Origin of the sequence: Sutcliffiella horikoshii (assembly GCF_021991925.1) — a bacterium.
Taxonomy (GTDB): Bacteria; Bacillota; Bacilli; order Bacillales; family Bacillaceae_I; genus Sutcliffiella_A; species Sutcliffiella_A horikoshii_F.
Genome location: NZ_RXZI01000003.1, coordinates 95,146 through 111,595, shown reverse-complemented (window position 1 = coordinate 111,595; position 16,450 = coordinate 95,146). Strand labels below are relative to the sequence as shown.

Genomic DNA, 16,450 nt, shown 5'->3' with positions numbered 1-16,450 from the left:
CCATATTCCACCTTTCGTAAAATTGCAACTAAAAAAACGGGGGAGGTAATCCACCCCCACCGCTTCATCGATTTATTTTGTATAGAACTTTTGATTAACGACTTCTAATGGAATCCACTGTGGATTGATCTGTAGATTTGACAAGCTTCACGATTAGTTCTCTTGCCGCCGCATAGTCATCAACATGTACAATAGAAGCATGTGTATGGATATAACGGGAACAAATCCCAACCACTGCAGAAGGTACGCCCTCATTTGAAGTATGGACACGCCCTGCATCCGTACCACCTTGGGAGATGAAGTATTGATATGGGATGCTATTGGATTCAGCTGTATCCAATACAAAATCCCTCATCCCTGTGTGTGTTACCATAGAGCGATCGTAAATGCGCAATAACGCACCTTTTCCAAGATGACCAAATTCCTTCTTATCCCCTGTCATATCATTTGCTGGAGAAGCATCAAGGGCAAAGAAAATATCAGGTTTGATCATGTTGGCCGCAGTTTGGGCTCCACGCAATCCTACTTCTTCCTGCACAGTAGCTCCAGAATATAGCACGTTTGGAAGGGTCTCACCTTGAAGGTCCTTCAATAACTCAACAGCAAGTCCGCAACCATAACGATTATCCCATGATTTTGCAAGGATTTTCTTTTCATTCGCCATCGGAGTGAAAGGACAGATTGGGACAATTTGCTGACCAGGCTTGATGCCAATCTTTAAAGCGTCTTCTTTATTGTCTGCACCAATATCAATTAACATGTTCTTGATATCCATCGGCTTAGCCCTTCTTGCTTCGTCGAGAAGATGAGGAGGAATCGAGCCGATTACACCGATTACTGGACCATTGTCCGTCATTACTTGCACACGTTGAGCAAGTAAAACTTGGCTCCACCAGCCACCAAGTGTTTGGAATCGAATCATTCCGTTTTCCGTAATGGAAGTTACCATGAAACCAACTTCGTCCATATGGCCTGCTACCATAACGGTTGGACCTGCTTCATCTCCTCTTTTCACACCAAAAACTCCACCAAGGCGGTCTTGAACCACTTCATCCGAGTATTTTTCCAATTCACTGCGCATGAAACGGCGAACGTCATGCTCAAATCCCGGTGCCCCTTGCAGCTCCGTTAACGTTTTAAATAATGATAATGTCTCTTGATTCAAGAAAGTCATCTCCTTTTTACTTAAGCTTATATGTATGTAGATCTGCATATACTTCGTTAGATTATCGAAATATTTTAACTATATTGTATCGAACTTTCTCTATTGTTTCCAGCTTTAACATGACATTTATTTGTTTTCCAAGTTATACTATTAGTATGATAGACACAAACAATCCAACGAATCAACTATTCACATTTTGTAAAGGCTTACTTAAAAGCTACAGTTCATTTGACTGAAAGGATGATACGAGATGAAATGGAAAGTACTTCTAATCGGTGCTGGCATTGGTGCAGCAGCCGCATATTTTTTCACGGAAGCATCAAAACAGCAAGCCATAAAGCCTGAAAAAGCATTAAAAATAGCCAAAGAAGCTTTCAAAAAGCGTGGACCTGTTGATGGCTCCTGGATACAGATGGTCCCCGAAACAATTATCCGGAATGATTTATCCTACTCCATCTATAGAGGCGGCATTTCCAGAAGAATTGATAACGTATTGGAACAATATGAATTTGTGGTCGACAAAAATACGGGATTAATATTGGATGTCACTCAATTAACATGATCAAGCGGCCTGGCAGCAAGCATTTCTGCCAGGCCATTTCTTTACTTCATACGTTCCACTTTATCTTTAATTTCAAAGCGCTCATTCCATTTTACTGCACGGTAAAATGCATCATGGTAGAAGGTGAACCATGCATTGCGGTGAATCCCTTCTTTGATCCACTTCTCCTTTGCATCTATTGATGTCATCGGATAGTCGTCATAGGCCAGCACCCATAGGGATGGGGAGTGAGCATGGGTCGGCATAAGGTCTGCCATGTGAATGATGGATTCCTCCCCTTGTGTCATTTCGACAATCGAATGTCCATCACTGTGTCCACCTGTATGGATCATTCTTATCCCCTCAATGACCGTTGTTTCTTCTTTAAAAGTCTTAACTTGCTCTTCAATGCCTTTCCAGTTCATTTCCCAGTACGTGTTTATGGAACGGATATTAGGGTTTCTCATTTCCATCCACTCCACCTCTGAAACATGAATGGTGGCATTTGGAAAAACGGATACGTATTTCTCTTCCTTTTTATCCCAGGTGGTAAGCCCGCACACATGATCAAAATGAAGATGCGTCATGATGATGGTGTCAATGTCCATAGGAGTTAAACCAAGTTTTTGTAAATCCACTTCCACTGAAGATTCCTCTGTCGCACCAAAATTCCGTTTCTGTTTTTCAGAAAGTTTTCCTTTTCCAAGCCCTGCTTCCATAAGGATATTACGGTCCCCTGTTTGGATAAGGATCGGATCTGTTCGAAGTTCAATTTGGTTGCTGTCGTTAACAGGGTACCTTCTTGACCATAATGCCTTTGGAACCACCCCAAACATGGCCCCTCCATCAAGATGCGTAACCCCTCCGTTCAACCAAGTCAGTTTCCATTCCCCAAATGTTAGCGTTTCCATTTTATCCATCTCCCTGTATTAGCATTTTGTATGTATGTCTTTATTGTATCAAAAGAGGGCAAGTTTTCGCGAATATCCTGATGGCTCCATCACCATATCCATCCTGAAATTGCCTTCATCACCCTATGATGACAATCTCATCATCATTTCCAGACCGAGATTGTCTTCATCCACCTTATTATGACAATCTCATCATGATTTCGAGAACGAGATTGTCTTTACCCCCCTTTTAATGACAATCTCACCGTGTTTTCCAGACCGAGATTGTCTTCATCCCCCTATGATGACAATCTCATTCCAAAATCCAGCACGATATTGTCTTCATCCACCCTATCTTTTAATACCGTACCGCTGACCCATAACAAAAAAGCGCCCTCTCTTATAAAAGGGGCGCTTTCAAGTTCTATTCCGGATATTTCACTTCACATCGATAAATAGGAAACCCTTTACTGGAAAACTTCTCTTCATACTCTGTCATGATATTTCCTTCAAAATCACTGTTATGAAGGTCTAAACTGACATACTTCAACAAAAGTCCGTACTCAGAAAAGCTCATCAAACTATACTCAAACAACCCACGGTTGTCTGTTTTAAAATGAATTTCCCCTTGGGGGACCAATACTTCTTTGTACAAATCCAGGAAAGCCTTGTACGTAAGCCTTCTTTTTTCATGGCGGGTTTTTGGCCAAGGATCAGAAAAGTTCAAATAAACCCTGTCTACTTCTCCTGCATCGAAGTACTCCGATAACTTTTGGGCATTTACGTTCAAAAGCTTTACATTCGGGATATTTGCTGCGACTGCCTTTTCCAAAGCCTTCACAATCACACTTTCAAAAAGCTCTATTCCAATGTAATTTATAGCCGGATTAGCTTTTGCCATCTCAGTAACAAAAGTCCCTTTTCCTGTCCCCACTTCAATGTGGATCGGATTATTGTTCCCGAAAATATCCGTCCATTTGCCTTTATGGTTTTCTGGATCTGGAATGCAATAATACGCATTTTCTGCGATAAACTCTGTCGCCCATGGTTTGTTTCTGAATCTCATGTCGTTAGGTCACCTCGTTGTTCTTATTAATTGGCTCTTTGCGTACTGATAAAATAGCCATTATATTCGTTATCATCGTGTTCTTTTCCCTGCTGTACTTAATTGATTACTCGATCCTAATAAGTAATACGACTTTTTACTAGAGTAGCACCAATCTTTTGGAAAAGAGCCTAATAATTTTGCTTCTTTCACAGAAAAAAACCGATCTCGATGGACCGATTCTTTTGTCGTGTATAAGAATGATAAATAAACAAAGGCTAGTACATATATAAAATAAAGGAGTGCTGAAACATGCCGTTAAATTATCATGATCAAATACATCTTCTAAAGGATATTTTGGCGGATCATCAAATTGATTGCTGCGGTTCTGTTGCAGAGTATGAGCAGCTAGAACGTGTCATCAAATCACTAATGGTCAATAATGAAATCGATCAGAATGTGAAAAGTATCCTCCAGGATATCTATTCCTATAGCCAGGCCGGCATCAGTTCAAACAACGACCATGATCATAATCAACTTCATCAATCAAAATTCACCGGCTGGATTGAAAGTATCGACCAATACTCCTAATTAGGCAGGCAAAAGCCTTTCCAAATAGTTCAGCCAGTTTTGCTTTTCCTTTTCAATATCTTTATGATGATACCATTGTACAGAAAGAATGGTCTGTGCTATCACGTACCAATGCATACGATGGCGCAGGTCATCTGTCAATGGTATTCCATATGTGGAAAGCCAATCCGCCCAGTCCTGCTCTGGAATATACCAGTATAAGAGCATGCATAAATCAATAGCGGGATCTGCGATTACAGCCCCGTCCCAATCAATCAAAAATAACTCCTGACTATCTGAAAGCAGCCAATTGTTATGGTTTAGATCACAATGACAGACTACTTTATCTTTATATTGGACATGATGAATTTCCTTCGTAAGAAAATCCAGTGATTTTTGGATCACATCCAAAGATAAGAGTTCAAAAGCCATTCCGTTTTTGATATCCTCAAGGATTGTCGAAGGCTCCACCGGTTCTTTTCCTAACCGGGTAAGCATATCAAGCAGCTCTTTTGAATGGTGGATTTTGTGTAAGAGTTGTGCCACCGTTTCCATATTCATATCATTGGGCTTCAATTCTCTTGCACTGATCCAATGTTGTGCAGTAATTACATCCCCATTTTCCAGGCGTTTTGTCCAGACCAGCTTCGGTACGATACCCTCTGCTGAAAGAACAGCCAAAAATGGCGATGAATTTCTTTTTAGGAATAACTTCTTGCCCTCATTTTGTGCAAAGTAAGCATCTCCAGTCAAACCACCTGCAGGGCTGATTTTCCACTCATCACCTAATAAATGTTCCAACCATTTCACCTTCAATTTCAACACAACTTTTCATTATCAAATATTAGAAAAGCGCAAGCGCTAAATAAGAAATTTTAATTCACATACGTCTTTAAGCAAAAAAACAGCTATTGAATAATTTCACAATAGCTATCTTTTAAATTTTATCGTTATTTCTCGATTAAATCAAGTACTTGTGTAACAATTAATGTTGAGCAAGGACGACCGTACTGATTGGTGCCACCTGTATATCGCCCTTCACTTTCCGGATCGGTGATACACCTGCAGCAGATTCATTTACCAGAACCTCCCACTCTCCCTGTAGGGGCAAGGCTACCGTTTCTGAATGAAGCCCATTATGGAAGATGACAAGCAGATGGTTCCACTCTCCATATTTTTTTACATCACTGAGGTGGTATACGAGCAGATGTCCCTTTTCAACTGGAAATCTTACGTGCTGCTGGATTTCGGATGTTGTGGAAAAGCGGAAAGCTTTATGTGACTTCCTTAGTTGGATAAGTCCACTTATATAGGTGACATTCTCCAGATATTGCTCTTTTCTTTGCCAATCCAGGTTATTTACGGTATCGGGAGACTTGTAACTGTTCTCTTCGCCGCCCTTTGTACGATAAAATTCCTGCCCTGCATGGAGGAAAGGAATACCTTGCGCCAACAGGATGATAGCAGTGGCAAGTCGGTGGCGTTTCATTCTTGTTTCTTCGTCCTCATGACTATTACAGACCGATATTTTATCCCACATTGTGTGATTATCATGAGACTCTATATAGTTGATGGATTGGGTCGGCTCAAGGAATAGCCCTTTTGTATTTGGTTCTGTTTGGATACTTCCCGAAAGTGATTGCTTCATTAAATGGGTTTTATGAGTATTTCCAAGGGCAAATCCGCGGTCAAACATGTTGAACGTACTGCCTTTGACCGAATCCCTGACCATATCATTGAAGAACGCTATTTCAGGCATCTTTTTTGCATTGATGATCATCGCCTTCTGATCTGCAGCAAGAGGGGTATTCAGCTCCCATCCTTCCCCGAGTAGGATGGCACCAGGCTTAATGATGGAGACTATTTCCTTTACGGCGTTCATTGTCTTAATATCCATTATTCCCATCAAATCAAATCGAAAGCCATCTACATCATACTCCTCCATCCAGAATTTGATGGAATCCAGAATAAATTTACGAACCATTTTCCTCTCAGAGGCTATGTCATTTCCAACTCCGGTCCCATTGGAGGGCATGCCATGTTCGTCATGTCGGAAGTAATAGCCAGGGACTATCTTTTCAAAAGAGGAATCCTCCCTGATATATACATGGTTATACACTACATCCATGATTACCCTCAAACCTTTTCTGTGAAGGGTGTTAATCAATTCTTTCAGCTCCACGATCCTTGAATAAGGATCGTTGGGATCAAGGGAATAGCTTCCTTCAGGTACATTGAACAGAAGCGGATTATAGCCCCAGTTATATGCTTTATCAGGATCTGCCTCGTCTACCCCTCCGTAGTCATTGAACGGTAATAACTCAATATGGGTGACGCCCAGCTTTTCTATATAAGGCAGACCTGTTTCGCCTGTTTCAGGAGTTGGTGAAGGATCTTCAGAAAAAGCTGCATACTTCCCTTTTTGTGTTATTCCACTTTTGGGATGAGAGGAAAAATCACGTATATGCAGCTCGTAGATGATGGCATCCGTTTCATCCATAAATGGAGGCAACGGGACTTTCGGGATATTCATCCGTTCTTTGTCGATAACGACCGCAGCTTCGCTATTTAAGCTAGATGCGATGGCATAGGGATCTACCGCTTCTCTCCAGACAAGGTTCACACAGACCAGATACGTATATACAAAGCCCTCCAGATCACCCTGGACGGTAATCCGCCATATCCCCTTTTCTTCCCGGATAAGGCTATAATGGATATCCTCTTTGCTTTTGGGGGCTTTTAGTTTTATTTTGACAGCAGATGCAGTCGGTGCCCAAAGTGTGAAGGTGGATTCCCCTTTTTGATAGCTGGCACCAAGATCATTTCCTTCATAATAGAAGGCTTCATCAAATGCCTCCGTGCGGATAACAGCACCGATTTGCAGATCAGTTTTTCTACCATGTTCATCCGCTATCCTATACTTGGACCCTATATTGATGATTGTATTTGATTTACAGGTGTATTTAACCGTATTGGGTAATGTCTTTTTGTCCACAATTTCCAAAGGGTAGGTATTTTCTTCAAAAAGGAGGGTGAAGGTAGCTGATTCTCCATGATAACTTCCCATTGGTAAGAGGATGGTTATTTTGTCCATCTCATCTAAGTAGGCTTCAAATTCTCTCTTGATGAAAATCATGCGTTTCCCTCCCTGTCTTAAAAGTAGGCTTCTATGCAACCATGCCCATTCTATAGCGTATTCCGTTTCAAGGCCCAGCTTGACAGATATTCTTACAAACCACCATTATTGCTTCTCCATTATTGCCATTCCGGCCGGTCTATATAAGTAGATTGGCAATGGGACAGCAACGCTCCAGCTGCTTTAAGCTGACTGTGTTTTAGCGGCAGCCTGTTTTCCCTCATTTTCTCAAACCACTTATCATATGTACGTTTATCGATTACCTGGACATCAGTAGGGCCATCAAAAATGTCAATATACCCTTTTGGATGCAGCAATAGCTTTGTCACGGGGAGACTAATTTCATATTGCGGAAGGATGTTCTTGATTATGGCACCCATCCTGTTCAAACTGATGGTGGGATTCACTATTTTTCTCTCATTTTCTTTTTCACGAATGGACCAGAAGCGGTCATTATTCCCCAATATCACACTCTCATCTTGTTCATCCATGTAATAAACGGCAAAAATTTCGTTTGGTGTAATGATGATGATTTCCAGTTCAACAGGGGCTTGCTTAACAAGGAATATCGGTTTGTACATGACAAAAAATGTGTCTGGAAAGCGTTGCAGGAAGTATTTTAACAAGGTCTCCCGCCTGTAATTCTTTTGGAGGTGGGACATCTCCCTGATAGTAGAACTCGCCCACTTTAGCTGGAGGGGAAGGATGGAATCTAGAAATTGTTGTTTCCTTTCTTCTGGAGACTTCTTCCCTCTTATTTCCGGAAGCTTCCATTCCTCCTCCATATCTGGAACAACTGGACTCACCTTCCCAATATATAAATCTTCTACATCATCGTCCTTCCTTTTAAAAGACTTGAATAAGGAAGATAGCTTGCTTTCTTTTCCTGCCTTTTCTTCTTCTAACTGCTCCACCTCCGGGATAGTGGCATCCACAGGATTTTTGAGCATCGCTTCAAAAGTATTCCATTGCTGTTTTTTTAATCGTATATATTGATTCGGATAACGATATATATCTACTTCATATCGCGTAATATAATCTTGTAATTTTATTAACTGCGCCACAGGCGGTCACTCTTTTCTATAGGCTCTTTTCGTAAACTTTTTTGCTTTTTCGTATGGATACATTAACCGTTATTTTCTTTACTGTCGTGCTCTTTTCCCTGCCGTACTTAAGAAATCACTTGCACCTTATAGAGTATGAAAGCAGTAAAAAGTCCAATTGCCGACTTTTTACAAGGATATAGCAACAACCTTTGAGAAAAGAGCCTTTCTATAAAAAATAATGTATGCTCATGGGCAAAACTAACGCATACAGCAGGGCGGAAAGGGTCATGCTGATTGAGCTGAATGCGGCTTCTTCCTCTCCATACTCCGTGGCCTTGGTAGTACCGATCCCATGTGCCGCACAGCCTAGCGCAACCCCTACACCAAGATAATGAGATATTCCCATATACTTCATCAGCACCGGGCCAACAACGGCTCCAATTATCCCGCTCAGTATAACTAAAGCAGCAGCCAGACTTGGAATGCCTCCTGTAATGACAGCGATATCCATCGCTATTGGGGAAGTGACAGATTTCGGCAAAAAGGTCGCAGAATAAATAGGGCTGAGCGCTGCCACTTTCACGTACAACATACCTGTAACGATTCCAATAAAGACCCCTGACAATAAACCTGCAAACAAAGGAAATCGATAACGAACTATTTTCTTCCGCTGATGGTAAAGCGGGTATGCGAGGGCAACAACAGCGGGACCAAGCAATTCCTGGATCCACCACCCCCCCAGCATATATGTATCATAGCTCACATTTAAAGCCATCAATCCGAGGATAAGTAGAAGAGTGGTAGTGGCAACCGGATTGAGCATTGGGTTACGGAAACGATGATAGATACTCCTCATCCCTAAGAAAATTAAAATAGTAATGAGAATGAACATGATGCCGTACCAAGTATTCATATCCCATCTCTCCTTGAACCCTTTGTTTTAATATCGACCGCTGCTGCAGTTTTTTGAGCAACCAGACCGGAGCTCAAAAGCACCAAAATCGTCCCTATTAGGAGTGCAAACAGCATGATAAGACCGTCTTTGCTCGATAAAAATCCAAAATGGTCCATGACTCCCACTGTGGCAGGCACAAAAAACAAAGGTAGGAAAATAAGCAATACATGTGCTCCTCCTTGAAGGGATTTATCCTTCAGGATACCTGTCTTAAGGAACAACAAAAGCAACAACATCCCTATGATGCTCCCAGGTACCGGGATGGAAAAAACATCTTGAATAAATACACCTACCCGATAAAAAACATAGAGAATACATATCTGAACTACTAGTTTCATTCCCCTCATTATCCAAATCTACTCCTATACTAATGGAAAAATTTCCTTTTCTTCATACTTTGGCATCCTGTTAAGGTGTGTTTCATAAAGGATTATATCGTTCACTTCAAAAGAACCTCTCTTTTCGCTATTGGTCGAGAGACTTTCTTGGTCTATCGCCCCTGGCCCCTTCCATTTCCTAGCTAGCGTGATATGTGGATGAAATGGCCGTGAATCAAGCTGGAATCCCACCTTTTCACATGCAGCATATATATCTTTACGTAGGGAATTTAATGATGGGGAATTTTCAACCCCAAGCCAAAATATTCTTGGAGACTGAGGATTACCGAACGTGCCCAACTCACTTAATGTGAGGGGGAAGGATCGATGTTGCGCTGCTACATCCAAAGTCAATGAAACAAGCTTTTCTTTTTGAGATTCCTCCATATTCCCTAGGAACGCGAGTGTTAGATGCAAATCTTCGGGATGTACCCATCTGGTAAAAGGATACTTGCCTTTCAACTCTTTCATATATAAATGTAACTCTTCCTTCCATTCTTTTGGAAGAGGGACTGCGATAAAATAATGGGTTTGAGTAGTCATCGTCTCACCTTTCTTATTTTAGCAATATATTGCATTGCTTTGTATAGTATCTTAGCATCAAACAGACCATATGATTAGTCAATACCCCTAACATTCATCTGTTTAGTCCGTTTTTCTATTTTATGTTACAATACGAATTATTAGATGCATGTGAATGAAAGGTTGTGTGTAATGGTGAAGGTTGTTACAAATATGGCTGATTTAATTGGAGATACTCCTTTGGTTAAATTGAATCGCATCGTCCCAGAAGGCGCTGCAACCGTTTATTTGAAATTGGAATTTCAAAACCCCAGCGGAAGTGTTAAGGATAGAGCCGCTTTCAATATGATCATACAAGCTGAAAAAGATGGACTTATCAAGCCCGGTGCCACAATCATTGAACCAACAAGTGGCAATACTGGTATCGGCCTTGCGATGAATGCCGCCGCAAGGGGATATAAAGCGATACTCATCATGCCAGATACTATGTCTAAGGAGCGTATAAATTTACTGAAAGCTTATGGTGCAGAGGTAGTATTGACTCCAGGCGATGAAAAAATGCCAGGTGCGATAAAAAAGGCACAGGAACTAGTAGAAGAAATTCCGAACAGTTTCATGCCGATGCAATTCGAAAACCATGCAAATTCCGATGCTCATCGAAAGTCCACCGCATTGGAAATCATTGATGGAATGGAGCAGATCGGAAAGCCATTGTCCGCTTTTGTGGCTACTGCCGGCACCGGTGGAACGATTACCGGAACGGGAGAAGAACTGAAGAAGCATTATAAAGGGTTAATCGTACACGTGGTGGAACCGGCGGGATCTCCGGTATTGTCAGGCGGAAAACCCGGGAAGCACAAGCTTGTCGGAACAAGCCCTGGCTTCATCCCTGATATTTTAAACCAGGAAGTATATGAGGAGATCTTCAAGATCAAAGATGAGGATGCCTATGAAATTACACGTAAACTTGCAAGACATGAAGGTATCTTGGTAGGGCCATCTTCTGGTGCTGCCTGCTTCTCCGCAATAGAAGTGGCAAAAAGATTGACACCTGATGATGTTGTGGTCTGTATCGCCTGCGATACAGGGGAAAGATATTTGTCTACTGACCTTTTTGATTTTGAAAATGAATAAACGAAAAGACCCTTGGCTTAATAATTAGCCAAGGGTCTTAAAGTGTGTAGACAAAGTCCAAAAATGAAAAAATCTCTAGTTGATCGCAGTGGAAGGAGCGGAGACTCCTCGGGAGGAAGGGACATGGAAGACCCGCAGGGCGTAGCCGAGGCCACTGAAAAACCCAATAACTTATCGTTCAAATGATTTCTAGCTGTTAATTGGAGCAATAGGCGCAGACTCCTGCGGGGGGATAGCGACAATCTTGAGACCCCGCAGGGCGCAGCTCGAGGAGGCTCAAGGTCGCCCCGCGGAAAGCGAAGCCGTTTGCGGAGATTAACAGCGGTGTTAACCAGATTATTAACAATCATTAATTTTTCAGTGGCCTTGGCGTAGCCAGAGGAGGCTTCCGGACCGCCCGCGGAAAGCGAAGCTCCTGCAACGAAGATCAACTTTTCCAACAGTTAACCTAACTAATCTATAGTTTGTCAACAGTCTGAAAGACCCTTGGCTTTATGATTAGCCAAGGGTCTTTCTTTTCTTAAGAATCACGATGCCTTTACAAGTTCTTTTTTATCGGATTGGTTGATCTTCATGATGAACACCAATCCACACATTGTTAAAAGACCGAAGAACAAATAGACATGTGCAACGGAATAATACTCCGCAATGAATCCACCAAAGAAGGTACAGAACCAGCTACCAAGTCCATTACCGACGGCAGTATAAAGGGAAACCGCCGTAGCACGGGCAGATGTTGGAGCTATATCCCTCACGAATTGTAACGCTGCAGGAATGAAAAGCCCGACAGAAAACCCTTGGGCAATCGTAGTCGCATACACAATATACAGTGGAGGTTCAAAGAAATAAAGTACCCAACGTATCATCGCAATGGAAGCAGCACTGATCATGATCGTATGAAGCCCAAATCGGGCAATCCACTTGCCTGCCACCCTCATAAAAGGTGCCTCACTACCTGCAGCGAGCAAGAAAGCTATCCCGACACCCGTAACGGTTCCACCGATATCGGTAATGAACAATCCAAAATAAAAATTATTGGCGAAAACAGGACCAAATATAAGAAAAGTTGTCACAAGGAACATCACAAATTTAGGCAATTTCATGAGCGTTCCAATACCATCCCGAACATTCACACTAATTGTCTGACTTTCTTTTGGTAGAAAACTCGATACCACAGTCCCTAACAATAAAGCTAGTGCAAAGGTAAAGAAAATTACTTTTAAGGAAAAGAAATCGGAAAGCCACCCTGCAACGAGAACAGCCACCGCAAAACCAATAGCTCCCCATAGTCGAATAGAACCGTAATTTCCCTTTGTCCTCTGAACATAATTAAGTGTAATGCTGTCTGAAATGGGAACAAGGGCACTTTGTGTAACAGCCAAAAGAAACGCGACGGCAAGTAGTGCCCCATAGCTCGTCATAAATGAAAAGGCAACCCCTGTTACCGCTGTAAGAAATAACGTCCAGATGAGGATTTGTTTTGGTTTTTGGGTATAGTCGCTAAAGACTCCCCATAAGGGCTGAACAAAAATCATCACAACCGGACTAATGGACATGATCATCCCGATCTGTGATCCACTCAATCCCACATCTTCTTTCAAATATACTGTCAGCAACGGGAATAGTGCCCCAAAGCTGAAAAAAGTTAAAAAGTAAAAACTGTAAAAATAGCGAGTTGTTTTGTCCTTCACGGAGGCAGTACTCATGATAAATCCTTCTTTCTTCATGTTAAGTAAGGAAAAAGTAAAAGGCTACCGCCCCTTAGGGAAGTAACCTTTACATTCTACCACAATTATATTTAGGATAAATATGTTATTTCGCTAATTCATAGATAGCTTGTGCATAGATGGCAGTAGCCTTGATGAGATCTTCTATGAAAATATGCTCATCTTTTTGATGCGCCACATCCTCTCTGCCAGGGAATAACGGCCCAAAAGCCACCCCTGCTTCAAGAGATCTCGCATATGTCCCACCACCGATGGACAATAACTCGGCTTTCTCCCCAGTTTGTTCTTCATAAACCTTTTGCAGCTTCTGAATCAGTTCGTGATCCTGTGGTACATGATGGGCAGGAGCAACATTGAATTTGTTTACTTCGAAGCCATACGCATCTCCTTCTTTTCGCAACTGCGCTTCTGATTCCTTTGTATCGCAAGTTACTGGAAAACGAATGTTTACACCTAGGTTGCCAACAGATGTCTCACGGTCATAACGGAAAAGACCTGTATTAATGGTAAGGTCATCGGTAATTTCGTCGTTAAAATTGATGTTAAGCTTCTTTCCACGTGAATCAAATGCAAGCTTTTCACTGATAAACCCTACATATGATGCTCCGTTTGCATCCAGCCCTACAGAGTGGAGGAAGGTCGCCAAGTGGTATCCTGCATTCGTACCATTGTCCGGCTCCATCGCATGGGCAGAAACGCCTTTGATGTTAAGGTACAGTGCATTTCCTTCCTTCGTATAGCCACCCTCGATTCCTTTTTCTGAAATGTATTCATTAAAAGCGTGAGTGATTGCGTCCATTTCTTCCATCACTTCAAGTGAGGCTTTTGCATGATCTGGCACCATGTTCAGTCGACGACCGGATTCAAACGTTAACAAAGTGTTTTTCCCAGATGCCGTCTCCCCTTTGAAATTTAACCGGAGCTGGATATCCCCTAGTCCTTTTTCCGCATAGATGATCGGGAAGTCCGCGTCAGGCGCAAATCCCATTGTCGGCATTTCTTCATGTTTAAAATAATGGTCCACACACTGCCAGCTGCTTTCCTCGTCTGTACCGATAATGATGCGCACACGTTTGGACAGAGGAAGATCTAACTCTTTTACTATTTTCAAAGCATAATAAGCCGACATTGTAGGCCCTTTATCATCCATCGCTCCGCGGGCGAAGATTTTCCCGTCTCGTATGGTGGCACTGAATGGCTCATCCGTCCAGCCATCTCCTTCTGGCACTACATCGACATGACACAGGATTCCCACAAGCTCTTCCCCTTGCCCATGTTCAATATGTCCTGCATAATGATCGACATTTTTTGTGAGGAAACCGTCCGCTTCCCCCTTATGTATTAAATATTGAAGTGCCTCTTCGATTCCTTTTCCAAAAGGCGCTGATTCGCTTGCTTCCCCTTCATTTAAGACACTATTGATCTGCAAGAATTCCTGCGTATCTTTAATCAAAGAATCCTTTCTTTTCTCTACTTCTGCTAACCAATTGATTTTTTCCATTTGATCATCACCTCATTAGAAAATGAAAAAGCGTATTGAAAATGAGCACCAATCCAACCAATCCGACGGCCGGATAGTACAACCACCTTGTTACAAGCTCCTGATAGTGCCCTTGAATCAGCTTCTTCCCCTTATGCATATTCAAAAAGGGATGTCCCACCAATTCCTCATATACTATATTTAACCACTCTTTCAGGAAAAAGAAAAATGCCATAAACAAGCCTAATGTCACCCACAATGGGAGATATCCCATGACAGCAATCGTGATTCCGATTATTTGCAGGTACGAGAAAATATGGCGAGAATTTCGCAACAGATATTTAAAGAACAATTCGGTCAGGGCACTATGTGGTCTCCTGTCCTCGAAAATTCTTTGTGATTGCCCGAAAAATAATGGCTTTGTTCTTTCTGAAGCACGGGGAACATGGACGTATTCGGATGCATAAAAGATCATGCCGACATATTTTTGACGGGTTATCTCATTATCGGCCATGTCCAAGGAGAAGCTTTCTACCCTCCAATAAATGACATAAAAAAGGACAGTACCAATCAACAGTATAGCAATCGCTATGTACCACAGCCCTATATGAATCGTCATATAAGTTAAAAACCCAATTAGAAGAAAGAGAATGAAGTATACACCTTTACGCTTCCATCCAGACCAATGAAAGTCTATCACTCTTCCCAAAATGGTTATAAAAAGAAAGAGAACAGAATAATACACCACCCATTCCACTAGCGGCAACATGGAAGGATTGACAGCCTCCATCATTAGGTAGGTGAGGGTAGCAATCAGCCCCGCCTTGATGGCATTCAGACCAGTACTCGCTAAGATCCCCCATTTTTTCAAGCCTTTCAATAAATCTTTTCTATGTACAAAGAAATACGAATCCGCCTGCTGATAGAAGATCCGGATAGTTCCCGTCCAAGCAAGATAATAGATTACAAAAAGACTCAATCCATAGGGCGATCCTTTTAACAGTGTGATTAAACTTGGAAACATATCATAAATCATGGCAGCAACGAATACTAATGTAAGGACAATATAGACTAGGATCGTCCAATCAATAATGGCTTTCGTATTCTTCCATTGATATTTCCGCTCTTGCTTTAGACGCTCCTTGTATAAATGGAATGCCTTCATTCCTCCTGCTCCCTTGCCGATAAAGTATAGAAACAATCAAGCAACGAGGCACCGGGAAGTTGGCAATCTTCCTGTATATCAGCTAAAGTCCCTTCTGCCTTTTTGCGTCCTTCAGCCAAAAGAATAAACCTGTCACAAATTCTTTCTGCAGTGTCAAGCACATGTGTACACAACAAGATGCCGGCTCCCCTTGCCTGTTCATGCTGGAAAAGCTCGAGAAGTTTCTTCGTAGCAATGGGATCAAGCCCAATAAACGGTTCATCCACAATGTACAAGGAAGGCTTAGAAATGATGGCAAAGATCAACATGGCTTTTTGCTGCATCCCTTTTGAAAAGGTGGCTGGAGACTCATGTATGACTTTTTCCAAATCAAATAACTTCAATAACTCCTCCACTCGCTTTTTCCAAATGTCATCATCCATCTCCAGTAAAGATGCCATCAAATCTATATGTTCCCATAAAGTCATATCATAATAGAATACAGGCTTTTCAGGGATATAGGCATATGATTTATCGGAAGGAAGTGATATGTCCCCTTCATAAAATGGATTCAAGCCAAGAAGCGTTTTGATTGTCGTACTTTTACCAGCTCCATTAGGACCAATCAGTCCAACCATTTCTCCTCTAGATACGGAAAAATTAATATCCTGGACTACTGACATGTCATCAATATCCTGCTTTCCTTAATTTTAAAGTC

Annotated in this window: 16 protein-coding genes; 3 read left to right on the top strand and 13 right to left on the bottom strand. The window is 41.9% G+C overall.

Annotated elements, in window-relative coordinates; translation table 11 throughout:
- Nucleotides 1–94 precede the first annotated feature (94 nt).
- Nucleotides 95–1,165 (bottom strand): M42 family metallopeptidase, encoded by a 1,071-nt coding sequence (locus EKQ44_RS10195; protein ID WP_331254658.1) that lies wholly within the window; start codon nt 1,163–1,165, stop codon nt 95–97.
- A 250-nt stretch (nt 1,166–1,415) separates the two neighbouring features.
- Here EKQ44_RS10195 and EKQ44_RS10190 point away from each other — a divergent pair, with 250 nt between their 5' ends.
- Nucleotides 1,416–1,727 (top strand): PepSY domain-containing protein, encoded by a 312-nt coding sequence (locus EKQ44_RS10190; RefSeq protein ID WP_237663428.1) that lies wholly within the window; start codon nt 1,416–1,418, stop codon nt 1,725–1,727.
- 41 nt (nt 1,728–1,768) lie between these two features.
- On the opposite strand, the gene EKQ44_RS10185 is transcribed toward EKQ44_RS10190, so the two are convergent.
- Both EKQ44_RS10185 and trmB read right to left on the bottom strand, forming a co-directional pair.
- Nucleotides 1,769–2,617: a YtnP family quorum-quenching lactonase gene (locus EKQ44_RS10185; protein ID WP_237663427.1), complete on the bottom strand. Its 849-nt coding sequence runs from the start codon at nt 2,615–2,617 to the stop codon at nt 1,769–1,771.
- Between the two features lie 403 nt (nt 2,618–3,020).
- Entirely contained in the window at nt 3,021–3,662 is a 642-nt protein-coding gene (trmB, locus tag EKQ44_RS10180; protein ID WP_237663426.1) for a tRNA (guanosine(46)-N7)-methyltransferase TrmB, read from the bottom strand.
- Nucleotides 3,663–3,953: 291 nt separating this feature from the next.
- Between trmB and EKQ44_RS10175 the strand changes: the two genes are divergently transcribed.
- Nucleotides 3,954–4,232 (top strand): YtzH-like family protein, encoded by a 279-nt coding sequence (locus EKQ44_RS10175; RefSeq protein ID WP_237663425.1) that lies wholly within the window; start codon nt 3,954–3,956, stop codon nt 4,230–4,232.
- On the opposite strand, the gene EKQ44_RS10170 is transcribed toward EKQ44_RS10175, so the two are convergent.
- The 6 genes from EKQ44_RS10170 to thpR all read right to left on the bottom strand — a co-directional run bounded on the left by EKQ44_RS10170 (nt 4,233) and on the right by thpR (nt 10,268).
- The gene (locus EKQ44_RS10170) at nt 4,233–5,012 is read right to left on the bottom strand and encodes a phosphotransferase family protein (RefSeq protein WP_237663424.1); all 780 of its coding nucleotides are present in this window, start codon (nt 5,010–5,012) and stop codon (nt 4,233–4,235) included.
- 184 nt (nt 5,013–5,196) lie between these two features.
- Nucleotides 5,197–7,347, bottom strand: a complete 2,151-nt coding sequence (gene pulA / locus EKQ44_RS10165; protein ID WP_237663423.1) for a type I pullulanase — start codon at nt 7,345–7,347, stop codon at nt 5,197–5,199.
- Between the two features lie 119 nt (nt 7,348–7,466).
- Complete coding sequence (locus tag EKQ44_RS10160) at nt 7,467–8,411, bottom strand: NERD domain-containing protein (RefSeq protein WP_237663422.1); 945 nt, start codon at nt 8,409–8,411, stop codon at nt 7,467–7,469.
- A gap of 208 nt (nt 8,412–8,619) precedes the next feature.
- Complete coding sequence (locus EKQ44_RS10155) at nt 8,620–9,306, bottom strand: LrgB family protein (RefSeq protein WP_237663421.1); 687 nt, start codon at nt 9,304–9,306, stop codon at nt 8,620–8,622.
- Nucleotides 9,303–9,686 (bottom strand): CidA/LrgA family protein, encoded by a 384-nt coding sequence (locus tag EKQ44_RS10150; RefSeq protein ID WP_237663420.1) that lies wholly within the window; start codon nt 9,684–9,686, stop codon nt 9,303–9,305. Before EKQ44_RS10150 ends, EKQ44_RS10155 begins: the two co-directional genes overlap by 4 nt.
- Before the next feature lie 24 nt (nt 9,687–9,710).
- Complete coding sequence (gene thpR / locus EKQ44_RS10145) at nt 9,711–10,268, bottom strand: RNA 2',3'-cyclic phosphodiesterase (protein WP_237663419.1); 558 nt, start codon at nt 10,266–10,268, stop codon at nt 9,711–9,713.
- A 174-nt stretch (nt 10,269–10,442) separates the two neighbouring features.
- Between thpR and cysK the strand changes: the two genes are divergently transcribed.
- On the top strand, nt 10,443–11,381 hold the full coding sequence (cysK, locus tag EKQ44_RS10140; protein WP_237663826.1) for a cysteine synthase A: 939 nt from the start codon (nt 10,443–10,445) through the stop codon (nt 11,379–11,381).
- A 527-nt stretch (nt 11,382–11,908) separates the two neighbouring features.
- Here the strand turns inward: cysK and EKQ44_RS10135 are convergent.
- From EKQ44_RS10135 to EKQ44_RS10120, 4 genes are all read right to left on the bottom strand, one after another.
- On the bottom strand, nt 11,909–13,087 hold the full coding sequence (locus EKQ44_RS10135) for an MFS transporter (RefSeq protein WP_237663418.1): 1,179 nt from the start codon (nt 13,085–13,087) through the stop codon (nt 11,909–11,911).
- 106 nt (nt 13,088–13,193) lie between these two features.
- Nucleotides 13,194–14,609: a dipeptidase PepV gene (gene pepV, locus EKQ44_RS10130; protein WP_237663417.1), complete on the bottom strand. Its 1,416-nt coding sequence runs from the start codon at nt 14,607–14,609 to the stop codon at nt 13,194–13,196.
- A 7-nt stretch (nt 14,610–14,616) separates the two neighbouring features.
- Nucleotides 14,617–15,753 carry an ABC transporter permease gene (locus EKQ44_RS10125; RefSeq protein WP_237663416.1) on the bottom strand — a complete coding sequence of 379 codons (1,137 nt, stop codon included), beginning with the start codon at nt 15,751–15,753 and terminating at the stop codon, nt 14,617–14,619.
- On the bottom strand, nt 15,750–16,415 hold the full coding sequence (locus EKQ44_RS10120; protein ID WP_331254657.1) for an ABC transporter ATP-binding protein: 666 nt from the start codon (nt 16,413–16,415) through the stop codon (nt 15,750–15,752). Before EKQ44_RS10120 ends, EKQ44_RS10125 begins: the two co-directional genes overlap by 4 nt.
- Nucleotides 16,416–16,450: the final 35 nt, after the last annotated feature.